This window comes from Parasediminibacterium sp. HNIBRBA5674 (assembly GCF_056745525.1).
The window spans coordinates 1-23,499 of record NZ_JBQWIE010000003.1; the positions used below are offsets into that span (position 1 = coordinate 1).

Consider the following 23,499-nt stretch of genomic DNA (forward strand, 5'->3'; position numbering starts at 1 on the left):
GATTTTACATTAATCCTTGATACAAATTGAATCCCCTTGTTGGTAAATGTATCGTAGGTGCTTCTTGCGGTAATACCTCTGTCAAATATCTTAATGCTGTTTACATCATTTTCTGATTGTTTAAGTATGGTTTCTCTTAATGCTACATTCTCACTGTTATGTGTTTGGTCTGTATAAAAATGAACTATCTCTGGAATATCGGCATAGCCAACGGTAAACTTCAGTTGACGATAATTACCTGCATCTCCACCTTTTAACTGATAACCGACATTTAATAACTTGGTTGATAAAGCAACAATGGTAGAATCGAATCGGATAATTGCATTTTTATCAGTGCCTAATTCTTTTTTGTAGACACGAACACAAGCTTCAAATAGTTTTTCGAAATAGGCAGCATTGATAACAGATAGCCTTGTACCAATGGAACTAAACCGAATACTACTGTGCCTATTTTTACTATTAATGAGCCTAAAAACAAGTGTCTCATAAGCTGATTCCATAGTGCGAAGGCTATTGTCTTTGTGGCTAATAATACAATGCAGCAGCAATTTAAACATCACTTCGCCTTGCAATTTTTTTGTAAAAACGTCCACCTCGGTTTCTATAGCCAACTCTTCAAGTAGCTTAGATGGTATCAATGAAAGCACTTTTTGTAATTCCATCTTAAAGCAACGGATAAATTTAATTTTATTGTATCAAAGAGCTAATTTATCTTTCGTACACCTGTGCTATCACCACCAATCTTGCAAGAAACACTATTTCTTTACAACAACAGTATCATTTTTTTAACAACTACCGAAACTTTGTGCATAAACCTTTTATTCATCAGCATTTCGTCACAATAAAATTTTTTCTATTAGTTTTACCGCATCAGTAATACTTCACAACATATAGAAACCAATTTAGGTACTATCGCTTCATTAGCTGTAGAAAAACAAACCGAGAACGATGCATTTGGCAGTTTCTTAAAGTCTGCATCAAAGCCAGAAACGATAGATATATTAGTTAATTCGCTAAATGAAACCATATCTCAGCAAGTTGATTGTACCACTTGTGGCAATTGCTGCAAAACTTTAATGATTAATGTAACGGAAGAAGAAGCCGATAATTTATCAGCGCATCTACAACAAAAAAGAGCCAATTTTGACAACACCTATTTGGAAAAAGGTGGCAGCATGATGGTAATTAATACCATGCCTTGCCATTTTTTAAGCGATAACAAATGCACCGTGTACGATTATCGTTTTGCAGGTTGTAAAGAGTTTCCTGCCTTGCATTTACCCAATTTTACCAAACGTATATTTACTACGTTTATGCATTACGACCGCTGCCCTATTATTTACAATGTGGTAGAACAATTAAAAATTGAGACAGGATTTATAAGGAATGATGGCAACACTGATAACGCTGATTTTGACCGATAAACACAGATTTTAAATTAATTCAACAGCTGTAGAATAAGAAAATCCATTTCCATCCATACGAATCTGCGTCATCGTGTTACTATCAATCATACTAAAACAAATTTTTAGGGCACCAATCACCATATTTATTACCTAGTAAAAAGCCTACAAGTATTTCGTGTGAGCCATTGCTTACTGCACGTAAGTTAGAGGTATTAATATCGTAAGAGTAGCCGATATTGATGCTATTACTTAAGTTTACACCTAGCATACCAGCAAACCCATCTTGGTATCTATAAGTACCCCCCACCCATATTAAATCTTGGTATTGCAATTTGGCATTTATATCTACACCCAACGGTAAAGGATTGATATATCTAGCCATTACACTTGGCAACAAGGTTAAATCATCATTTAAGTACAACCTCATACCAGCTTGTAAAAAAATGTGCGGTATCAATCTCGCGTTATCTACCTGGACAGCCGTACCAGAAAACACAATGTTCTGAGGTACAATTTGTTGCACCGATATACCGGCAAAATAGTTTTTACTATACAACCATAAGCCTGCACTAATATCTGGTTTTATGGTATTTAAAGAACTACTCAAATTTACCGCAGGATCTACCCTATTATCACCAAAATCTACCTTAGAATTATCAATACTCATTTGCGTAATGCCAGCACTAATACCAAAAGACAAGTTGGCGTTACTGCTTAAACCTACATGATAAGCATACGACCCATAAGCAGCAAAACGATTCAGAGGCCCTGTCTTATCGTTCAAAACCGTAAAGCCAACACCATGATGCGGCTCTGGCTTTTGGTAACTCTGCCAGTAAGCTTGGCCTCTTGGGTTACCGCCTTCTCTATGAAAACTCGTTGGGTTTTCTCTTTCATCGTAATCACTTTTTTTAAGTGGCGCATGAATAGTTAAATAAGTAGTTACAGGTGCGCCTTGTAAGCCCACCCATTGTGCCCTATGGCTTACTTTTATATCGGTATAGTTTTCAATACCTGCTACCGCAGGATTAATGATATAATTATTAAGTATGTATTGTGTATAGTAGGGTCTTTGCTGCGCAAATGCGTTTGTTACCACAAAAAGCATTAACAAAACAATCAATCGTCGGTATAAAAAAGTCTTCATGAACTGCTAAGTTAATTGTTGTTACCTAATAATCGTCACGCTACCACTAAGCGTGCTTCTGCCATTTTTAGGGTTGATGATGTAATAGTACGTGCCTACTGGTAATGGTACACCATTTAGTTTGCCATCCCATGCATTATTAGGGTCGTAGCCTGTGGTTTTGTACACCAATTGCCCATAGCGGTTGTAGATTTCTATCGTGGCACCAGGGTAACTTTCTAAACTCTTGATTACCCATGTGTCGTGGTTACCATCACCATTCGGTGTAAACGTGTTTGGTATTACTGGGGTTTTTAGTACTACTACTGTTATTTGGTCGCTTACAGCGCAACCACCTATGCCTGTGAGTTGTAGCTTGTAGGTAATACTATCTACACTGGCTATTGGTGTGCACATTGGTACGGCTGCGGTATCGCTGCTGAGGTAGGTTGGGCTACCTGCTGGCGAGATGGCTGTCCATAAATAGCTGAGGCTATTGCCATAAACGGTCTGTGGTTTGATGGCGATGGTACCACCTTCTAGTACCACTAGATTTGGCCCTAACTCTAGCATTGGGTAGGGATGTATGGTGACAGTTTGCTTAGCCGTATCGCTTCTACAGCCTTGTGCATTGTCTATCCATAAACGTATTTGGTAAGTACCGCTGTCGTTAAACTGTCTACTTGGGTTTTGTGCGTTGTTGGTATTTGTTTGCCCTTGCGCTAAATCCCAATACCATGTGGTGACTGCACTAGTTTTGCCATTGCTTTTATCTGTAAAGCTGATATTATCTCTCACGCACACGGCTGTTGGTGTGGCGGTAAACGCTGCTGTTGGTTGTGGGTTTACATCGCTGTAAGCTTGTGTCAGCGAGTCTACGCAACCATCTTTGGTGGTGATGATGAGTTTGACTGGATAGCCGGCTGTTGGCGCTAGTGCGCTGTATTGGTGGCTAGCTGTTTGGCTGGTACTACCTGTGGCATTGTTGGGGTCGCCAAAGTTCCAACTGTAGCTGAACAAGTTTTGGCTATTGTCTGCAATAGTGCTGGTGCTGGTAAATGTGCCGTTACCGTCTGGTAAGCAGATGGTTGGCATAGTGAAGCTCACTTTTGGTAAATAGTTGACTTTGATAGTTTGGGTATTGACTTGGCTTCTACAACCACTATCTGTTGTGACTCTTAGGCTAGCGGTGTAAGTACCTGCTGCTGCATAGCTGTAACTGTAGGCGGCACCTGTGGTTTTGTTGGCAGTATTACCATCACCATAGATCCATTGCCAAGAGGTGATATTGCTGTAGTTGGCTACTGAGCTATCGGTAAAAGTGATATTGTTCTTTTCGCAGCTTGGGCTGCTGATGCCCCATTTGGCTACTGGGCTTGGCCATATGGTAATGGCTTGTGTGGCGCTATCGGCGCAGCCGATGGTGCTGGTGTGTTTGTACTGAATATTGTAGGCACCTGCTGGTGTGTTGCTTGGTGTAACAGTACCTGTGCTATTGGTGGCTGTACCTGTATAAATAAATGTACCTGCTATGCCTGTGGTTTCGGTGGCTTGGGTAATTTGTCTTGGGCTAGCATCTTTACAAATGCCTGGTATTATGGTAAACTGTACCCTTGGGCTTGGGTTTAAAGTAATGTTTCTGGTGATGCTATTGACACAGATATTACCTGAATAAGCGGTGAACTTGATTTGGATGGTTTTGGGTGCTTGTGGATTGTAAAAATTAGGGTATAGATGTTTGTACAACTTACCTAGTTTGTTATGCCCTGACGTTGGGTTGTCGTCTATTTCTTTTACGGTTGGATTATTTAGGTTATCCCACACAATTTCTACTTTGGTGATATTACCAAAATCGATGTAGGATGTATCTAATATGCCTACTGAATCATTGGCACACAATTTCCCTGCATTTTGTACGGCAAAGCCTGGTACTGGTATAGAGCCGTTTACGGTAAAGGGCTGTTGTAGGGTTACAGCACAGCCTTTATTGCTGGTAACGGTTTCTGCTACTTGATAGATATCTGTTTTCTTGTATTTAGCAGATGGGTTTTTAACCGTAAGTGTGGTAAATGGTGTTGGTACTGGTGTGATGCCTGTAACATTCAAGTTCCAGTTATAGGTGAAGCTGGCTTGGCTACCATCGGCTATTTTGCTGGTATCTGTAAATTGGGCGGCAGCATCGGATAGGCAGATTTCTGGTACTACAAAACCTACTTGTGGTAATGGATTGATGGTGACTGTTTGGCTAACCGTATCGCTTTTACAGCCTTTGTCGCTTTCTGCCATATGTTTTACGGTGTAAGTGCCATAAGTGGCGTAGCTGTGGGTGAAGGCGTTTTTGTTGGTGGTATCTACTACTCTACTATCGCCTAGTGACCAATACCATCTGGCGATATTACCTGTGGCTATTTTGCTGGTATCTGTGAACGTAACTGGTCTTGTTTCACAATACGCTGCGGCTGTAGCAGTAAAGCCTACTTGTGGTAGTGGATTGACCACTGCTGTTTTGGTAACAGTATCGCTATTGCAGCCTTTATCGGTAATCGTATATAAACTCACATTGTAACTGCCTGATGCTGCGTAACGGTGCTTACTGTCTTGTAATGTATCGGTGAAACTGTCGCCGAAGGACCAGCGCCAAGAAGATATAGCACTGCCCTTACCATCTGTAGAATCTTTGAAATAAGTAGTATCTCTAAAGCAAGGCTGATTGACAACTGAGAAATTAGCTTTTGCCTGCGGATAAATAGTTGCAATGCTTTTGGAAGTATCTTTTACACAACCAAACACAGAGGTAGCAGTTAGCTTCACATTAAATGGCCCAACAGCAGCAAAATTATGCGTTGGATTTTTAACACTATCAATGCCACCGTCACCAAAATTCCAAGCGTACTTAAACGTTGTAGATGTATCAATTATCGTTGTGGTATTTGTAAACGTAGCTGCACCTTGTGGCAAACAAACCACGGTAGGTATTATAAAATTAGGTATAGGCAACGTATGAACATCTAATACTTTCGTGATAGTATCGCTCTTACATCCTTTGTCTGTCTCTACCATTAATTTTACTGCATAACTGCCATAGCTAGTATATGTGTGGCTAAATGGATTACCATTTGCAGTGTCAATTACTCTGCCATCACCCATTAGCCAATACCAACGCACCAAATTTCCAACGTTTGCCTTTGAGGTATCAGTAAATGTAATACCACTTTTCTCGCAATAAGCACTTGCATTGTAAGTATACAAAGCACTAGGCAAAGGATTTACAACTGTAGCTTTGGTTAGAGTATCACTGTAGCAGCCTTTATCGGTAATTACAAATAACTTCACACTATCGGTACCAGCAAGTAAATATCTGTGCTTGGTATTTTGTGAAGTATCTGACGTACCATCACCAAAATCCCAATTCCATTTTACAACAGTTGCGCCTTTACCATCACTTACATCTGTAAAAGCTGTCGTATCTCTCAAACAAACTTCATTGCTTAAAGTAAAAGCAGCTTTTGGCTGTTCAAAAATAGAAGTCAAAATTTTAGTTGTGTCTTTTATGCAACCAAAAACTGATGTAGCTGTAAGCTTCACATTAAATGGCCCAACGTTGCTAAAATAGTGTACTGGATTTTTCGCACTATCAATACCGCCATCACCAAAATTCCAAGTATAACTAAATGTGGTTGAGGTATCACTAATAGTAGTTGCATTTGTGAAAATACCTTTACCTATAGGCAGACAAACTGCTGTAGGCAATGTAAAATTTGCAACAGGTAAAGGATTTACGACTAATAATTTTGTAAATGCATTGCTTTTACAACCTGTATTATTTTCTACCACTAAGCTTACAGTATAAGTACCTGCTGTGTTATAAACCTGCGTTCTAGTGGCATTAGTAGTTAGCGTATCTTTTTTTCCATTACCATAATCCCAATACCATTTTACAATAGTACCGGTGGTAATAGATGATGAGTCTGTAAAAGAAATTGTAGTACCTAAGCAAGTATTACTACTAATTCCAAATTGTGCAACAGGTGCTGCGGCAATATCAAAAGAAATTGTAGTATCGCCTATGCAGCCAAAATCGGTAATTGGTCTATAGCGGATATTATATATTTTAGGTAATGCAAACTTGTGCAATGGATTCTTCAAACTATCCTGAGTACCGTCACCCCAGTACCACAAACCATTTACAACATTGCTAATGCCTAAACCTGTAGATGCATCTGTAAAAGGAATAGAATCTGAAATACACCTTGCCGTGCTTACACTAAAATTAGCATTTGGTACATTGCTTATTACAACAGGAAAATCATACTCTGCATTACTAGTACCACAACCATCTGGTGTAGGATTGGTAGCATATAACTTTATTGTATCTGTACCTGTTTTTGAATAAATAAATGTTTTACTACCTAAACCATTTGCAGGGCTATAGTAATATAAATTTTGACCACCAATAGTTGTAGAACTATCGGCTTTGGGCGTAAGTGGACCAATAGTGGTATTAGGTGAGAGATTGGTATTGGCAGCACCGCCAAAGTCCCATGTTATTGAAGTTGGTTGATAAGACAATGGCACAGAAAATTGAAATGGTGTACCCACACAAGTGGCGGCAAAACTTAAACGTGCATATGGATTTTGAAATATAGGTGTATATAAATCTTTAATATTAGTGCCAGCATTGTAGCCATAACTCTCTACATTACCAAATCCATAGGCAATGGCATTAAAACCAGTATCAGAATACAAGGCATGAGAACCAGCCGTAACAGGAAGAATTGCATAAGAATAATTGGCATCTCTAGGATGTGTAATAAAACTCGATGCTTTACTCACACCATCTAGTTTAAAACTATTGACACCACCCTTTTTGATAATAACATTAATACCATGAACTGTTATAGCATTATGAAAGGTAGAGTTTAAGGTGATGTTATTAATAGTCTGTTCAACAGGACTTAAATAAATCATTTCAGGATCACCTGGCGAACCATTACCATCAACACCTTGCGTTGGTGTATATTGCGCCACATTTATGGGTTTATCTGCTTCAATTAAATTCCAAACACCATTTGTTGTATTGGCAACAGACAAGCCATTTCCTGGAATACTAAGCGGTGTAGAATTTTTTAATTCGTAAAAAAAGTTCCGTTGTAAAAAACTAGAAGAAATGACGTTACCATTTAGTTTTACAACCGTTGTAGGATCGGTAACACAAATACGATAGTAATTATTAGGTTGCGTACCTGTTGGTGCTGTCAAATATTTCAATCCCCATGCGCTTGCCGGTAAACTTTGTGCGAATGTATTATCACCACTACCAGTTTGATTATTACCTGATGTTGTGCCACCAATACTCATTTTACCTGCACCGCAAAAAACAGCAATCTTTTTACAACTACCATTAGTACTAATAGTTCTAATATGAGTACCTGTTAAATCTGTACCTGTATTGCCAGAGGTTGTCCCCATCACACTATACACTTGCCCTTTATTTAAATTAACTGTAAAGGGTGAGTTCGCTGTTTTATTATTTTTATTGCTTACCGAAGGCGTTATTTCTACAGTTGTATTATCCTCTACCGCAACCACAAATGCAAATGAATTTGAATTAATCTCATTGGTTGACTGATTATAACTAATTACATAATAGTCTTTACCTAAAGTATTAGTAGGAAATAAAAGTGATGCACCAGAAATGCTATTGTTATAAATGTGTGCATATGCGACTATGTCTACATCGCTGTAAATGTGAATACCTCTATTAAAGTAACCAGTATCTGATATACGTGAATCTTGCACGCCAGTTTTAGGTAATGTAGAAGTTTCTGTAATTTGATTAGCAAACACTTGATAGATTTGTTTATAACCAACAGCAGGGATTTCTACCGTCACATTTGCATTTTTATCCGATGTGAAGTAAAGTACTAAATTCTGGGCATTAATTGGATCAGCATTAGAGGCATGATCCATTCTACAGTGATAGCCATAACCTAGCCAAAAGTCTTTACCCTTATTAGAGAAATTTTGGGCTGAAACGGTAATAAGCAATATTAAGCAAGCAATAGATAGTAATATTTTTTTCATGCAGTCTAAGGTGTAACGCTAATTGATTAGAAATGGCAATTTAAGTTTAAAAACAATTACAAGGTTTTTATTTTAACCCAACCTCAAAAGATACTTGTAACAAGCTATATGTTGCCTTTTAATAAATTCTTCGCAGCGGGCCCTTCACAAAACAACATATCTAAAATACTTAAATTAGGTTGAAAGCCAATTTTAGCTTCAAAAACTTGCGTGTATTTAATAATATTTTTTTGCGTTTGAAAATTCTTAGGTATAAATAAATTTCTATTATCTACTATATCATTTAATTCTTCTTTTGTTTTATATGCAGTAGAAAAACTTATTAAATTATTTAATTTAATTATTTTTTTTGACCAATTTAGCAATTCAATATTTAAGTCAGCCAAAGAATCGTACTGACATTTTAGCATTTTTTCAATATCGAAAATAAAATATTCAAAAAAAGGCGACTTGCCATAACAGCTTTTAATTGTTTTAATATGTTGCTGCTGCCAAGGTTGCGAATATTCAATTTTCACTTCACGCATTAATTGCTTTTTATTACGCCCACCAACTATTGGAATACTTAAATCTATCAACCCATTACTACCAGCAAGGGTGCATCTGTTACGAAAACTCATTTTCTGGTAGTTGTCAAATAGTTCAATAGTATTATTTGTAAAAATAAACAAATTCTTATAGTAACTAACACTTCCAAAATATTGACTATCAGTTATTTGTGTTTTCTTTTTTAAAAAAATATCGTTTTGCATTTTCTTTGATATTTATCTTGCTATTTTATGTATTTCGGGTATAAAATTTACAATTTAAAAATAGCGTTGAAAATTATAAATAGTTTAAAATCAATTATTTAAATGGAATTTATTTGACTAAAAATACTAGTACAACTATTTTAGCTTGATTTAATAATAGCAACAAGCAAAAACTAAACTACTTAGCACACAAACACATAGTTAAAGATAAGGCATAAATTTGAATTACGCCCTTATTTACCTATTTTGCAACAAATGCTATTACCATGAAAAAATACGGCTTCTTTTCGCCCCTATTGTTCATTTTGCTTTGTATGGCTTGCGCCAAACCAAAAGCCTTTGAATACCGAGAATTAAAAAACGTACAGCTGCAAAAAGCTAACTTAGATAAAACCAACCTGACATTTCAGCTGGTTTATTTTAATCCTAACAAGTTTGCGGTCGATTTAAAGCGTGTAGATGGCGAGGTTTATATTAACAATAATTACCTAGGGAAAGTAATTTTAGACACAGCAATGCACATTGATAAATTAAGTGAATTTACCATAGCTAGCACACTTTCTGTAAATACTATAAGTGTTTTAAAAAACTCATTTAGCAGCTTCTTGGGCAATGAAACACTTATAAAAGTGAGTGGTACTACACGTGTAGGTAGGTCAGGATTTTATATAACAGTGCCTTTTAACTACGAAGCGAAACATCAATTAAAGCTTTTTTAAAGCCGAAAAGCTTATCTAAAAATTTTCTGTCCACGCAAAATTTTCTTCGAAAATTTCTGCTTTATGGGCTTGTATATATTTTAAAAACTCTCTTGCAACAACCGACATCTTTTTTTGCTTTAACCACACTAATCGCCAATTTTCAATTAATGGCAGTCCTTCTACCCTAATGATCTGAATATCACCTTGTTTCAATTCATTTTTAAGACTTAAAATAGATTGAATAGAAAAGCCTAAACCAGCCATTACAGCCTGCTTTACAGCCTCGCTTGAAGTAAGTTCAAAACGAACTTTAGGTACAATATGCGCTTGTTGAAAATACTGCTGCATTACCGTTCTGGTACCAGAACCCTCCTCACGGTAAATAAGTGGTAACTCGTCAAACACAGCTTTATTTAGCAGTTCATTTTTATTAAATTCATAATTTTTTGATGCCGTAAGTATCAATTTATTTGGCAACAATACTTCTTGTTCTATTTCTAATTTGTCTGGTAAAACTGATACCAAAGCAAAATCTACCTCATTATTTTCAAGGCTTTCTACCACTTTTGTTTTGTTGGTTACATCCATTAATAAATCTATACTTTGATTCACTTTCAAAAAATCTTTTAAATAATACGGCATTACATACTTACCTGTTGAAGCCACAGAAATTTTTAATTTCCCTGAAAGCATGCCTTTAAAACTCTGTGTTTTGTAATTAATTGCCGCTACTTCTTCTAATATTTTTTCTGAAATTGCATACAATTCGTGGCCAAATTCTGTAACATACAATTGCCTACCTATTACTTCTGTTAGTGGAATATCAAACTGATCCTGCAAGTTTTTCAACTGAATAGACACGGCTGGCTGTGTCATATTTAACTCTAACGAGGCTTTGGTAATGCTCTTTTTTTCAACCACAGCCATAAAAACTTTTAATTGATGGAAAGTGTAGTTCATAATTTTAATTTATGCTATTCATATTTAAGATAAATGAAGTTATATGCTACAAAGAAATGACTTTTGCAACATAAAATTGCAACTATGACAAAAATTACTGTAGCAAAAGGCGATGGCATTGGTCCTGAAATAATGGACGCAACGTTAAAAATTTTACAAGTTGCTGGTGCGCAGCTTGATATTGAAGAGATTGTGATAGGCGAAAAAATGTACTTGAATGGCAACTCATCTGGTATTGCAGACGATGCTTGGGATTCTTTAAGACGTACAAGAGTACTACTAAAAGCGCCTGTAACAACACCACAAGGTGGCGGCTTTAAAAGCATTAATGTAACCATTAGAAAAGTATTAGGCTTATACGCTAACGTACGACCTTGTATTTCTTACCACCCATTTGTACAAACCAAACACCCTGTAATGGATGTTGTAATTGTACGTGAAAATGAGGAAGATTTATATGCAGGTATTGAACATCAACAAACTGATGATGTGATTCAGTGCTTAAAATTGATTTCAAAACCTGGTACAGAAAAAATTATTCGCTACGCATTTGAGTATGCGAAAGCTTATAATAGAAAAAAGGTAACCTGCTTTACTAAAGATAATATTATGAAAATGACCGATGGTTTATTTCATAAAACATTTGAAGAAGTAGGTAAAGAATATCCAGAAATTGAAAAAGAACATTGGATTGTAGACATAGGCGCAGCAAAACTTGCCGATACACCAGAAGTGTTTGATGTTATTGTGATGCCTAATTTATATGGCGATATTTTAAGTGATGTTGCTGCGCAGATTACTGGCTCGGTAGGGCTTGGTGGCAGTGCTAATATTGGTGACGGCTTTGCAATGTTTGAAGCTATTCATGGTTCAGCACCAGATATTGCTGGTATGGATAAAGCTAATCCATCTGGTTTGTTGCTTGGCGCTATACAAATGCTAGTGCACATTGGCCAAAAAGATGTAGCAGAAAAAATTCAAAACGCTTGGTTAAAAACCTTAGAAGATGGTGTGCATACAGCCGATATTTTTAAATTAGGTAACTCTCGTAATTTAACTGGTACACAAGCATTTGCAAATGCCGTGATAGAAAGATTAGGACAAAAACCTAGTACCTTACAAGCTGTTGATTACTCAAAATCTTCAGGCAATTTTAATATTAAACTAAGTACACCAATTGTAAGCAATAAAAATTTAGTAGGTGTTGATGTCTTTTTAGATGAAAAAATATTAAGTGCAGATGATATTGCAGAAAAACTACAACAGATTTCTAATAGCAATCTACCACTTACAATGATTACAAATAGAGGCACAAAAGTGTGGCCAAACGGTTTTCCTGAAACCTTTTGTACTAATCATTGGCGTTGCAGATTTAAAAACACACAATTGACATTATTGCAATATCAAGATATTTTAAATTTATTACAAGCTATTACAAACACAAAGCTTAACGTTATTAAAACAGAAAACCTTTACACCTTTAATGGCGAAATGGGTTTTACAGCGGCACAAGGTCAATAAACAGTAACTAAAAAAATAAATAAATGGAAATTCAATTAATCAGCGGCGTTTTTACTATATCAGAAGCAGAAGGACTTTTAAAAGCTATTTTCAATGCCAAAATAGCTTTTCATGAAGCAAAAATTAGCACCATTAAAATGAGTGAAGAAGACATTAAGCATTCTGAAAAGAAAATTATGCATCTTCAAAATACATTAAAAGAAACCATTGCTAAACTTAAAGAAAATGGGCAAATGCACACTAGTTTAAATGCTCACATAGAAATAAATACAAGACCTCAATTACATCAATAATTATTTCGTTTATTCGTAAAAAAAGATCAATTTGGGTGCCTGCAATGGCTTAATTATTGCAGACACCCAAGTTTTTTATAGAAAACCCACTCTTCATGGCAACTAACAGCAATGTTTCTATTGGTAGCGCTTTAAGAAAATTCTACAAAATTTTGCGCTTAGATAGGCGAGATATTTCATCTATCTATGCTTTCGCAATTTTGGCAGGTATCGTACAACTCTCCTTACCCCTTGGTATTCAAACAATTATCAGCTTTGTAATGGCTGGTTCTGTATCTACATCCATTGTTATTTTAATTGTATTAGTAGTTTTTGGCACATTTCTAAATGGCTTGCTACAAGTAAGGCAACTAGAAATTATCGAAAAACTAAAACAGAAAATTTTTCTACGTTATGGTTTAGAGTTTAGCGACCGCCTACCAAAACTTGACACAGAAAAGCTTGATAAATATTATTTACCAGAGCTTGTAAACCGTTTCTTCGATACGATTTCTTTACAAAAAGGTCTTGACAAATTACTTTTAGATGTACCTGCTGCACTTATACAAACATTATTAGGTTTATTATTATTAGCCTTTTACCACCCTATTTTTATAGGTTTTGGCGCATTGATGTTACTTATTGTAATTGTAATATTACGTTATACATCGCCACAAGGCTTGGCTTTAGCCATGCAATCAAGCGATTATAAATACCAAGTAGCATCTTGGTTGCAAGAAATTGCTAGAGTGGTAAAATCGTTCAAATACTCAAAAAGTACTTTGAATGTAGATAAAACTGACAGCTTAATAGCAAAGCATTTAGATGCTAGAACACAATATTTTAAAGTATTGCTGGTGCAATTTTGGAGTCTTATTAGCTTTAAAATAGTAATAACCGCAGCGATGCTAATTGTGGGCACGTTATTATTAGTTGATCAGCAGATAAATGTGGGTCAGTTTATTGCAGCAGATATTGTAATTATTACTATTATTGGCTCAGTAGAAAAACTAATTTTAAGTTTAGATAAAGTGTACGATGCACTAGTTTCTATTGAAAAATTAAGCAAGGTTACTGAAGCAGAACTTGAAAACGATGGTTCTTTGGTGTTAGATAATACAATACAGCAAGGTGTTTCTATTGAATTTAGAAACACATATTATGGCTTTGAAGAAGGCAAACAAATAATTAGCAATTTAAATTATAATATTACTGCTGGTCAGTTAGTATATGTATCAGGTGCATCTGGCTCTGGTAAATCTACTTTAATGCGCTTACTTACAGGCACTTTGAAGAATTTTGATGGCGGAATTTTAATTGATAATCAACCAATTAAAAGCTACAACTTACAAAGTTTAAGAGTAGCAACAGGTATTTTATTAAATAGTCAAGATATTTTTCATGCCACTTTAAGAGAAAATATTACCATGGGTAACACTAGTATAGATGTGGTAGAAATGAGTCATTACGTTGAAAAGCTAGGCTTAACAGATTTTGTACAATCGCATAGCGCAGGTTACGATTATGTGCTTGACCCATCTGGTAAAAAACTACCAAAAACCATTAGACAAAAAATATTATTAGTACGAACTTTATTAGGTAAAAACAGATTGTTACTGCTTGAAGAACCATTTGAAAACCTAGATGAACCTTCAAGAAAAGCATTGGTAGATATTATTAAAAATAGAAGTAATTGTACCGTACTCATTGCCTCTAACGATACTACTATTGCTAAAGAGTGCGACACCGTTTTACACCTACAAAAGCATTAATCATATTTAATATCATTTGTTTACAATGAATAGTTTCATTAATATAGATATAGAATCACAAGCAGATAATAGCTCATTGGAAGCTTTTAAAAAAGTATATGGCATTGAAAAACATGGCCAAGTAAAAAAATGGCTATGGGGCTTTTTAATTATATTAGTACTTGCTATGTTTTTGCCTTGGACCCAAAATATTAGAGCCAAAGGTGCGGTAACAACGTTAAGACAAGAACAAAGACCACAAGAATTAAACACCATTATTGCTGGTAGAGTTTTAAAATGGTATGTAAAAGAGGGTGATTTCGTAAAAGAAGGCGATACTATTTTACAATTAGGTGAGGTTAAAGTAGATTATTTTGACCCGCAATTACTAGCACGTACGCAACAACAAATAGATGCGAAACAACAAAGTATAGAAGGCTATAAAAACAAAGCAGGTACTGCTGAAATTCAAGCCTCAGCTTTGCTACAAGGTCAGGTTTTAAAACTACAATCACTTGATAATAAGATTTTACAACAACAATTAAAAGTAGCTAGCGATAGCACCGATTTAATTGCTGTAAATAATGAATTAAATGCCTATAAGCGCCAAATTGATGCAGCTAAAGTGATGCTAGACAGTGGTGCTATTTCGCTTACAGAGTTTGAGAAAAGACGTGTGAATTTTCAAAATGGCACGGCTAAGAAAATAAGTACAGAAAACAAATTAGCGCAAGGCAGGCAAGAATTAATAAACCTGAGAATTGAAAAAAACAGTGCTGTTCAAGAATACACAGACAAAATTTCTAAAGCAGAAGGCGATAAATTTTCATCATTATCTAGCGCAGCTTCTACCGAGGCAGACGTATCTAAATTACAAAACCTGTATGCTAGTTACGATGCAAGAAACAAGCTGTATTACATTTTAGCACCACAAAGCGGACAAATTACCAAAGCAAAAAAAGCTGGTATAGGCGAAATGCTGAAAGAAGGTGAGATGATTGTAGAAGTAGTTCCTACAAATATTCAGTACGCAGTAGAAATGTTTGTAGAACCAATGGATTTACCACTAATAAGCATGGGGCAAAAAGTACGCTTTGTTTTTGATGGCTTTCCTGCCATTGTTTTTAGCGGTTGGCCGCAAAATAGCTATGGTACTTTTGGTGGTATTGTAGCTGCTGTAGAAACTTCAGTAAGCGATAACGGTAAATTTAGAGTGCTTGTAGCAGAAGACCCAAGCGATAAAAAGTGGCCAACCATGTTAAGAATGGGTGGCGGCGCAAGCGGTATTGCTTTGCTTAAAAATGTACCTATTTATTACGAATTATGGCGTAATATCAATGGCTTTCCACCAGACTATTACAAAGTTGATAAATCTGGAAAATCCGATAAGGCTAAGAAAAAATAATTGCTGAAAGAAGTAATGAAACGACTAAAAATGATTGATCGATTTTTAATACATACGAATAACTACACTCAAAAGAAGCCCAACGGTTATAAACTTGGGTTAATGCTGATGGTATGTGTATTATTCGGTGGCAAAATATTTTCACAAACAAATAAGCAAAATATTTACGCATTAGACACATTTATTGCGCAAATAAAAAAATACCACCCAATAGCTAAACAAGCTGATATTCAGGTAGATAAAGCTGCGGCCGAGTTATTGTCAGCCCGTGGCAGCTTCGATCCTACCATTGCGTTAGATGCAAGTAGAAAAACATTTGATGGCAAGAATTACTATTACTACACCAACCCTGAACTAGGTATACCATTACCAGTAGGTAATATAAAAACTGGCATTGAAAACAATGGTGGTGATTATTTAACATCTGAAGTTACTAAGGGAAAGACGAGTTACCTAGGTTTAGAAATTCCATTAGCAAAAGGCTTATTAATTGACAAAAGACGAGCTGTGCTGCAACAAGCAAAACTATATCGCAGCCAAAGCGAACAAGAGCGTTTAACCATACTCAATAACTTATTGTTTGATGCTTATACCACTTATTGGTTATGGGCTGGCAGTTTTCAGCAATACAAATTGTTTTCTCAATTTACTGAAATTGCAAGCAATAGATTGCGCTTAGTACGCATTGCCTATAAAAATGGCGACCGTGCCATGATGGATACAGTTGAAGCCTTTACACAGTTGCAAAACTACCAGTTAATGCAAAGTGACGCCATGTTAAGATGGAACAACGCAAAGCTTGAATTGTCGAACTTTTTGTGGCTAAATAACGATAGCAGCTATTTTTTGCCTGAAAATTATATACCAGAAACCTTGCAATTTAGTGCTACAAATGCACAACAATTAGAAGATATTTTGGCAAAATCGGCAGAGCAAAACCCATTGCTAAGGGCTTATGATTTTAAACTAAACAGCTTAGAAGTAGAACGTAAATTGAAGTTTCAAAGCCTTCTACCCTATGTATCGTTAAAGGGCAATATTTTAAACAAAGATTACTACGCACTAAAAAATGTAAGCACCGATTTTATTCAGAATAATTACAAATGGGGTATTGATTTTAAGATACCAATTTTCTTGCGAGAAGCTAGAGGTGATTACAAAAAGGCACAACTAAAAATTAAAGAGACGAGCTTAGAATTTATCAATAAAAAACAGCAAACCAATACCAAAATAAGAAGCTATTACAACGATTTTTCTGCTCTTACACAGCAGCTACTAATTGCTCAAAACATGTATAGCAATTACCAAGCATTGCTTAAAAATGAAGAACTAAAATTTACACAAGGCGAAAGTTCATTGTTCTTGGTAAATAGTAGAGAAACCAAAGTAATAGAACTGTTGCAAAAACAAATAGAATTAAACATTAAATACTACAAAGCCAAATATGCAGTTGAATGGGCTGCTGGTTTGTTAAAATAATTATCGTAAGTTGTAAACAGGCTTTTAGTCTATCGTTTCAATAGAGATATTGCCCTACATTTGCGTTTCACAAAATGAATTTGAATGGGTGACGTTACAGCAAAAATTTATAAAGCACAAACCAACGAGAGTAAAATTCGCCTGATTGCATTATTTGTACTAATTATTGCTATTATCTATCTATTAACCCAAAGTATCGTTTTACCTATTTTCTTGGTGATAGATTTCGGCCTGCGTGGCTTTAACTTAGGCCATTTAAGCCCTTTAGGTTTTATAGCAGATAAATTGGTAAAAGCATTCAATTTGCCGATAAAGTTCATTTACTTACCACCAAAACGTTTTGCCGCAAGAATTGGTTTTTTATTTTCAGTAACTATTTTAATACTACAAATTGTTGGTATTAGCACTGTGATTGTTACAAGTGTGTTAGCTTTCTTTGCTTTTCTAGAATCGTTTTTAAGTATTTGTGCAGGCTGCTACGTGTACGATTTTCTAATTAAGTTGAAAATTTTGCGATAAGTGTTTCTGAAAAACATAATCATCAAAAACGTCAAAAGCCGCTATTATAGCGGCTTTTGTGTGTTGGTAGTTTGAGGTTCCGAGCGGATTCGAACCGCTGTACGAGCTTTTGCAGAGCTCTGCCTAGCCACTCGGCCACAGAACCTTTTTTCTTTCGAGGGTGCGAAAATAATGTTTCAGATTGAAAAAAGACACTCTAAATTTGAAATCTAAAAAAAAAGTATGAACAGAATAGAAGAAAGCGAGTTAATCATCAATAGTCGTGGTGCCATATATCATTTAGATATGCTACCAGAAGATGTTGCAGATACGGTAATTTTTGTAGGCGATCCGGGTAGAGTAAAAGAAGTAAGCAAGCATTTTGATACTGTTGAAGTTAAAAACGAACACCGTGAATTTATATCGCATACAGGTCGCTTAGGCAATAAACGTTTAACCGTTATTTCTACAGGCATTGGGCCAGATAATATTGATATTGTATTGAATGAGCTGGATGCTTTGGTAAATATCGATTTTAAAACAAGAACCATTAACCCTGTTTTAAAACAACTGAATATTATTCGTATTGGTACATCTGGTTCGCTGCAAAAAGATATTCCTGTAGATGGTTTTGTGGCTAGTTCACATGGCTTAGGCATAGATAACTTGCTTAATTTTTATACCCATACCAGCAACGATGAAGACCAACAAATTATTCAGCAATTTATTAACCATACACAAATAGATGCTTCTGTTTCTCAGCCATATATTACTGGTGCTAGTAGTGCCTTGTTAAAGCATTTTGTAGATGGTTTTCATCATGGCATTACCGTTACTTGCCCTGGCTTTTTTGGCCCACAAGGCCGTGTATTGCGTTTAGGCCTTACCAATCCTAAATTAATTGACCGCTTACCAGCCTTCACATTTGGGCAACATCGCATCACTAATTTTGAAATGGAAACAAGTGCAATTTATGGTTTAGGTAAATTATTAGGTCATCATTGCTTAAGCTTAAATGCCATTGTAGCCAATCGTGTAGAAAAAGAATTTAGTAAAGATGGTCAGAAAGCAGTTGAGAATTTAATAGTAAAAGCGTTAGGGATAATTAGCGGTTTCTAGTTTCTAGTTTCTAGTTTCAGTAAACTCAAATGCTGAAACAATAATTTAAATTGCACAATTCAAAAATTTATTGACCATTGACCTCTCACAATTTACAACATGACATTCTACAAATATCAAGGAACAGGTAACGACTTTATCATTTTCGATAATAGAGACAATTCAATAAATTTAACCACCACACAAGTGCATCATTTGTGCGATAGAAAATTTGGTATTGGTGCAGATGGTTTAATGCTACTAAACCAAAAGCAAGACTACGATTTTGAAATGGTGTACTACAACGCAGATGGCAATGAAAGTACCATGTGTGGCAATGGTGGCAGATGTTTAACGCAGTTTGCCTACGATATGGGCATAAAAAAAGAGACGCTCAAGTTCATTGCCATTGATGGTGAACATGATGCAACTTTTAGCGACAATTGGGTGAACTTAAAAATGAAAGATGTTGATACCATAACACACAATCATGGCGATTTTGTATTGAATACAGGTAGCCCACATTTAGTGCGCCCTACTAATAATGTAATGGATTACGATGTGTATAAGCACGGTCACGATATTCGCTACAGCAGTGATTTTAAGGTTGAAGGTATCAATGTAAACTTTGTAGAAAGTACAGATGAAGACAAGATTATTGTGCGTACTTACGAGCGTGGTGTAGAAAACGAAACATTAAGTTGTGGTACAGGCGTTACAGCTTCTGCATTAATTTTTGCACACAATGAAAATGGTTTTAACCGTATAGAAGTAAAAACCCTAGGTGGTAATTTGGCAGTTGAATTTGATAAAACAGGCGAAAACTCTTTTGAAAATATTTGGCTTTGTGGCCCTGCAACTTTTGTGTTTAAAGGAACAATCGAACTCTCGTAAATCGAAAAATCGATAATCGCAAGTTAACGCTAAAAGCTAGCGATTATCGGTTCACGACTTACGATATCATCCATTGACTTTTCACGTTTCACTTCTACATTATGATTCAATATTTTAAAATAATAGATCACCAAACAATAGAAATAGACAAGCCAGAAAATGGCACGTGGGTCAATTTGGTACCACCATTTAAGGAAGAAGAATTTATTGAATTAAGTGAAACTTTAGCTATACCAATTGAGTTTTTAAGAGACTCGCTTGATATTGACGAAAGGCCACGTTTTGAGCTAGATGATAATACCAAATTTATTGTTATTAAAACGCCTACCGAAAACAATTCCTTCAACGATAGCGATGCTTTTTACATTACCATTCCTATTTGCATCATCTTAACCGACCAGCAAATTGTTACCGTAAATAGCTTCGATAATGGTGCTATTAAAAAGTTTCTCAACTCGTTTCAGCGTCGCAACCCTGAAAATCGCAGCATGATGGTGCTCAAGATTTTCGAGAAAGTGGTGCAAAACTTCATGGAGTTTTTAAAAGAAGTCAACCAACGCAGAAACAAATACGAAACCAGCTTATACGAAAGCAATAGCAATGAGGACTTACTAAACTTGATGCGTATTCAAAAAAGCTTGGTGTATTTTATTACTGCCCTACGCAGTAACGAAATGCTATTAATGAAACTAGAACGCACCAACTTTTTAGGCCTTACCGAAGAAGAAAAAGAGTTTATGCAAGACTTAATTGTAGATACCAGCCAAGCCTTAGAAATGGCCAATATTTACACCAATATACTCACCAGCACACTCGATGCTTTTGCCAGCATCATCAGCAACAATTTAAACAACGTGATGAAGCGCCTTACGTCTATCACCATCATCCTATCGCTACCAGCTTTAGTGGCAAGTGTGTATGGCATGAACGTAGCTATTCCTGGGCAAAATTCGCCCCACGCCTTTTACATACCCATCATTTTATCGCTCATTGTATCCATCATCATTAGCGCCTACTTTATGAAGAAAAAGTGGTTTTAAAGCAAGTAGATAATTATTGAACCATCGCAAGTACTACTATAGAAGGGAAATTAAATTTCAATCAAAAATCTTACATTCGTTCTATAATTATACAAACAATGAGTGCTTTAGAACTAAAAATTTATGAAATATTCAAAGCAAGGTTTTCTGAACAAGAAGCTGCATCTGTAATAGAATATTTTGAACAAAAAGCAGAACAGAAATACACAGAAAAGAAAGATGTATTAGCTACAAAAGAAGATATTAGTCAGATAAGAAAAGAAATTGCTGAATCAAAATCAGATATTGTTAAATGGATGTTTATATTTTGGATAGGGCAAATGGTGGCTATTTTCGGTCTCATTATTCTGTATTTAAAGAAGTAAAGTATAAAAACAAAAACGGCTGCTCACATCAATCTGAGCAGCCGTTTTAATTTATTCGTAATTGCGAGGTACGAAGCAATCTATTCCTTCACAAATTGTTTTTGTTGCAAGCCCGTACTACTCTTAACTAACAGTACATAACTACCTTTTGCTAAAGAAGCGGTATTTACCGATAATGATACATTACCTATACCTACTTGTGTGTCTTCTTGTTGTAGTAGTCTGCCTTGTAAGTCTGTAACTTGTAAGGTTATTTTTTCTGCTTTGGTAGAAGTTATTTGCACAAACAAATTATCCCTTGCAGGATTAGGGAACAAGACTAGCGAAACACGATTATCGACTAGCGTTACCGCCACCACTTTGCTATACGTAAAACTACCATCCTTATCTACCATTTGTAAGCGATAATACACTACCGAAGCACTAGGCAATTGATTATCTGTATAGCTATAACCACCATCACCTTTAGCTGCTACCTTACCTATATCACTAAAGCTAGTACCATCTACACTGCGCTGAATAGTAAAGTGTGACATATTAACCTCGTTGGTAGTTTGCCAAGCTAAGTTTATGGTGTTGTTTTGAGCTTGGGCAGTGAAAGTGAGAATAGAGAGTGGGAGTGATGATAATGTAATGTATGCCAATTGATATTTTGAATTTGCATTATTATAGTTAAAATAAAGTCTATCGCCAAATACGGTAAAATGTCCACTTGGTCCATCATCTGCACTTGATGGATTTGGAATTAAACTAAGAGAAGTTCCATCATATTTTACTACTTGTGTTTTACCAGATGAAGTTACATATGTATCAAATAAATTAGTACCAATTACTATTGTATTGCCATTAAAACCACGATCCAAGTTGGACAAGTTATTAATAGTTGTGATAGTTGAACCATCATACTTTGCCAACTGAGTGTTGCCACTAGCGTTATTATGTATAAAATATAGACTAGAACCAAGCACATTTAGTGCCCCATAGATGAAATAGTTTATGCCCGATGGATTTGCAATTAACGAAAGGCTAGAACCATCACATTTTGCTAATTGAAACTGACCAAATGCATTTTGATAGGTAGTAAATAAGCTATTTGAAAACACTATACCAGATGTATTTCCAATACCAGGATCTGAACTTGACAGGTTATTAATTAAAGATATAGTTGAGCCATTGTACTTTGCTAAAAAAGATTGCCCAGTACTGTTATAATACTTGAAATATAAATTACTATTATACACTATTGGAAAGCCACCCCATCCATTATCGGATGTAGATAGATTGTTTATCAAGGAAATATTAGTCCCATCATATTTTGCTAATACTGGATTACCCCTTATGTAGCCATACGCAAAATACAAATTACTTCCATAAACAATTGGGTCACCTAGAAAACCATAGTTAGTATAAAATTCGTTAACAGGGGGCAGTGGATTACTAACTAAAGAAATACTAGTTCCATCATATTTTGCTAGTTGAAACTGACCATTTGTATTACCATACCTAAAATACAAATTATTTCCATAAACTATAGGATTTCCGATAAACCCATCATCTGTGGGGGATAAATTATTTATGAGACTTATAGAAGTACCGTCAAACTTCGCTAGTTGATACTTACTATTAGAATTTATGTATTGAAAGTATAAATTACCATTATAAATTGTCAACAAATCCTTAGGTCCTATATCAATACCATTAGGATTACTTATTAAACTTAACTTAGTCCCATCATATTTCGCTAGTTGTGACTTACTAGCGCTGATGTTGTAAATGCAATAAAGGTTATTATTATAAACAATAGGAGAACCAGGAACACCAAAATCTGTTTGTGAAAAATTAGGAACGAGATTAATAGTTTGTGCTTTAGTACTAAAAAACAAAATCAAGCATACAATAAAACTGGTTGTGATTTTAGTAAAAAAATTCATGGCAAATGGTTTACTTAGTTATATAACGCAATAAAAATATAGCTTTCATGCATTCAGGCAAATTAATTTTCTGATATAATACGCTTTTCACCCAATCACATTAACCCCTCTTACTTTAAACTTTCGTTAAGTTGGCTTATACATATACAGTGTAAATGACCTAGTCGACTGTCTACCTGCACAGTTGCACAATGCAAATGACCTAGTCGACTGCCT

At 35.5% G+C, this 23,499-nt stretch carries 19 protein-coding genes and 1 tRNA gene; 12 read left to right on the forward strand and 8 right to left on the reverse strand.

Annotation, left to right across the window (positions count from 1 at the left end; translation table 11 throughout):
* Positions 1-662, reverse strand: a 662-nt coding sequence (locus ACT9TX_RS02285; RefSeq protein WP_481336585.1) for a hypothetical protein, incomplete at its 3' end; no start/stop codon positions are given.
* Positions 663-862: 200 nt separating this feature from the next.
* Positions 863-1,027, reverse strand: coding sequence for a hypothetical protein (locus ACT9TX_RS02290; protein ID WP_481336586.1), 165 nt, complete (start codon positions 1,025-1,027; stop codon positions 863-865).
* Between ACT9TX_RS02290 and ACT9TX_RS02295 the strand changes: the two genes are divergently transcribed.
* Positions 1,026-1,424 (forward strand): YkgJ family cysteine cluster protein, encoded by a 399-nt coding sequence (locus tag ACT9TX_RS02295; protein WP_481336729.1) that lies wholly within the window; start codon positions 1,026-1,028, stop codon positions 1,422-1,424. The two genes, ACT9TX_RS02290 and ACT9TX_RS02295, sit on opposite strands and share 2 nt — an antisense overlap.
* Before the next feature lie 91 nt (positions 1,425-1,515).
* Here ACT9TX_RS02295 and ACT9TX_RS02300 read toward each other — a convergent pair whose 3' ends face one another.
* The 3 genes from ACT9TX_RS02300 to ACT9TX_RS02310 form a co-directional block, all read right to left on the reverse strand.
* A complete protein-coding gene (locus tag ACT9TX_RS02300; RefSeq protein ID WP_481336587.1) occupies positions 1,516-2,553 on the reverse strand; it encodes a PorP/SprF family type IX secretion system membrane protein in 1,038 nt (345 codons plus the stop codon).
* A gap of 21 nt (positions 2,554-2,574) precedes the next feature.
* Complete coding sequence (locus tag ACT9TX_RS02305; RefSeq protein WP_481336588.1) at positions 2,575-8,616, reverse strand: PKD domain-containing protein; 6,042 nt, start codon at positions 8,614-8,616, stop codon at positions 2,575-2,577.
* Positions 8,617-8,720: 104 nt separating this feature from the next.
* Positions 8,721-9,368 (reverse strand): WbqC family protein, encoded by a 648-nt coding sequence (locus tag ACT9TX_RS02310; RefSeq protein WP_481336589.1) that lies wholly within the window; start codon positions 9,366-9,368, stop codon positions 8,721-8,723.
* Between the two features lie 266 nt (positions 9,369-9,634).
* Here ACT9TX_RS02310 and ACT9TX_RS02315 point away from each other — a divergent pair, with 266 nt between their 5' ends.
* The gene (locus tag ACT9TX_RS02315) at positions 9,635-10,087 is read left to right on the forward strand and encodes an LEA/WHy family protein (RefSeq protein WP_481336590.1); all 453 of its coding nucleotides are present in this window, start codon (positions 9,635-9,637) and stop codon (positions 10,085-10,087) included.
* 15 nt (positions 10,088-10,102) lie between these two features.
* Here ACT9TX_RS02315 and ACT9TX_RS02320 read toward each other — a convergent pair whose 3' ends face one another.
* Complete coding sequence (locus ACT9TX_RS02320) at positions 10,103-11,029, reverse strand: LysR family transcriptional regulator (protein ID WP_481336591.1); 927 nt, start codon at positions 11,027-11,029, stop codon at positions 10,103-10,105.
* Positions 11,030-11,113: 84 nt separating this feature from the next.
* Here ACT9TX_RS02320 and ACT9TX_RS02325 point away from each other — a divergent pair, with 84 nt between their 5' ends.
* From ACT9TX_RS02325 to ACT9TX_RS02350, 6 genes are all read left to right on the forward strand, one after another.
* Positions 11,114-12,550: an NADP-dependent isocitrate dehydrogenase gene (locus ACT9TX_RS02325; RefSeq protein WP_481336592.1), complete on the forward strand. Its 1,437-nt coding sequence runs from the start codon at positions 11,114-11,116 to the stop codon at positions 12,548-12,550.
* A gap of 23 nt (positions 12,551-12,573) precedes the next feature.
* Complete coding sequence (locus ACT9TX_RS02330; RefSeq protein ID WP_481336593.1) at positions 12,574-12,843, forward strand: hypothetical protein; 270 nt, start codon at positions 12,574-12,576, stop codon at positions 12,841-12,843.
* 95 nt (positions 12,844-12,938) lie between these two features.
* Entirely contained in the window at positions 12,939-14,594 is a 1,656-nt protein-coding gene (locus tag ACT9TX_RS02335) for a peptidase domain-containing ABC transporter (RefSeq protein ID WP_481336594.1), read from the forward strand.
* Between the two features lie 25 nt (positions 14,595-14,619).
* Complete coding sequence (locus tag ACT9TX_RS02340; RefSeq protein ID WP_481336595.1) at positions 14,620-15,978, forward strand: HlyD family secretion protein; 1,359 nt, start codon at positions 14,620-14,622, stop codon at positions 15,976-15,978.
* A 15-nt stretch (positions 15,979-15,993) separates the two neighbouring features.
* The gene (locus ACT9TX_RS02345; RefSeq protein ID WP_481336596.1) at positions 15,994-17,457 is read left to right on the forward strand and encodes a TolC family protein; all 1,464 of its coding nucleotides are present in this window, start codon (positions 15,994-15,996) and stop codon (positions 17,455-17,457) included.
* 84 nt (positions 17,458-17,541) lie between these two features.
* Positions 17,542-17,976, forward strand: coding sequence for a DUF4395 domain-containing protein (locus ACT9TX_RS02350; RefSeq protein ID WP_481336597.1), 435 nt, complete (start codon positions 17,542-17,544; stop codon positions 17,974-17,976).
* A 74-nt stretch (positions 17,977-18,050) separates the two neighbouring features.
* Here the strand turns inward: ACT9TX_RS02350 and ACT9TX_RS02355 are convergent.
* A tRNA-Cys gene (locus ACT9TX_RS02355) sits at positions 18,051-18,121 on the reverse strand.
* A 77-nt stretch (positions 18,122-18,198) separates the two neighbouring features.
* Here ACT9TX_RS02355 and ACT9TX_RS02360 point away from each other — a divergent pair.
* The 4 genes from ACT9TX_RS02360 (at position 18,199) to ACT9TX_RS02375 (ending at position 21,352) form a co-directional block, all read left to right on the forward strand.
* Positions 18,199-19,074 (forward strand): nucleoside phosphorylase, encoded by an 876-nt coding sequence (locus tag ACT9TX_RS02360; RefSeq protein WP_481336598.1) that lies wholly within the window; start codon positions 18,199-18,201, stop codon positions 19,072-19,074.
* A gap of 99 nt (positions 19,075-19,173) precedes the next feature.
* The gene (gene dapF / locus ACT9TX_RS02365; protein WP_481336599.1) at positions 19,174-19,947 is read left to right on the forward strand and encodes a diaminopimelate epimerase; all 774 of its coding nucleotides are present in this window, start codon (positions 19,174-19,176) and stop codon (positions 19,945-19,947) included.
* A 101-nt stretch (positions 19,948-20,048) separates the two neighbouring features.
* Positions 20,049-20,987: a magnesium transporter CorA family protein gene (locus tag ACT9TX_RS02370; protein ID WP_481336600.1), complete on the forward strand. Its 939-nt coding sequence runs from the start codon at positions 20,049-20,051 to the stop codon at positions 20,985-20,987.
* 98 nt (positions 20,988-21,085) lie between these two features.
* Complete coding sequence (locus ACT9TX_RS02375) at positions 21,086-21,352, forward strand: hypothetical protein (RefSeq protein ID WP_481336601.1); 267 nt, start codon at positions 21,086-21,088, stop codon at positions 21,350-21,352.
* Between the two features lie 80 nt (positions 21,353-21,432).
* Here ACT9TX_RS02375 and ACT9TX_RS02380 read toward each other — a convergent pair whose 3' ends face one another.
* Positions 21,433-23,283, reverse strand: coding sequence for a T9SS type A sorting domain-containing protein (locus tag ACT9TX_RS02380; protein WP_481336602.1), 1,851 nt, complete (start codon positions 23,281-23,283; stop codon positions 21,433-21,435).
* Positions 23,284-23,499: the final 216 nt, after the last annotated feature.

Coding starts and splice junctions, on each gene's coding strand:
- ACT9TX_RS02290 (WP_481336586.1), bottom strand. CDS start 1,027: ATGGTTTCATTTAGCGAATTAACTAATATATCTATCGTTTCTGGCTTT.
- ACT9TX_RS02300 (WP_481336587.1), bottom strand. CDS start 2,553: ATGAAGACTTTTTTATACCGACGATTGATTGTTTTGTTAATGCTTTTT.
- ACT9TX_RS02305 (WP_481336588.1), bottom strand. CDS start 8,616: ATGAAAAAAATATTACTATCTATTGCTTGCTTAATATTGCTTATTACC.
- ACT9TX_RS02310 (WP_481336589.1), bottom strand. CDS start 9,368: ATGCAAAACGATATTTTTTTAAAAAAGAAAACACAAATAACTGATAGT.
- ACT9TX_RS02315 (WP_481336590.1), top strand. CDS start 9,635: ATGAAAAAATACGGCTTCTTTTCGCCCCTATTGTTCATTTTGCTTTGT.
- ACT9TX_RS02320 (WP_481336591.1), bottom strand. CDS start 11,029: ATGAACTACACTTTCCATCAATTAAAAGTTTTTATGGCTGTGGTTGAA.
- ACT9TX_RS02325 (WP_481336592.1), top strand. CDS start 11,114: ATGACAAAAATTACTGTAGCAAAAGGCGATGGCATTGGTCCTGAAATA.
- ACT9TX_RS02330 (WP_481336593.1), top strand. CDS start 12,574: ATGGAAATTCAATTAATCAGCGGCGTTTTTACTATATCAGAAGCAGAA.
- ACT9TX_RS02335 (WP_481336594.1), top strand. CDS start 12,939: ATGGCAACTAACAGCAATGTTTCTATTGGTAGCGCTTTAAGAAAATTC.
- ACT9TX_RS02340 (WP_481336595.1), top strand. CDS start 14,620: ATGAATAGTTTCATTAATATAGATATAGAATCACAAGCAGATAATAGC.
- ACT9TX_RS02345 (WP_481336596.1), top strand. CDS start 15,994: ATGAAACGACTAAAAATGATTGATCGATTTTTAATACATACGAATAAC.
- ACT9TX_RS02350 (WP_481336597.1), top strand. CDS start 17,542: ATGGGTGACGTTACAGCAAAAATTTATAAAGCACAAACCAACGAGAGT.
- ACT9TX_RS02360 (WP_481336598.1), top strand. CDS start 18,199: ATGAACAGAATAGAAGAAAGCGAGTTAATCATCAATAGTCGTGGTGCC.
- dapF (WP_481336599.1), top strand. CDS start 19,174: ATGACATTCTACAAATATCAAGGAACAGGTAACGACTTTATCATTTTC.
- ACT9TX_RS02370 (WP_481336600.1), top strand. CDS start 20,049: ATGATTCAATATTTTAAAATAATAGATCACCAAACAATAGAAATAGAC.
- ACT9TX_RS02375 (WP_481336601.1), top strand. CDS start 21,086: ATGAGTGCTTTAGAACTAAAAATTTATGAAATATTCAAAGCAAGGTTT.
- ACT9TX_RS02380 (WP_481336602.1), bottom strand. CDS start 23,283: ATGAATTTTTTTACTAAAATCACAACCAGTTTTATTGTATGCTTGATT.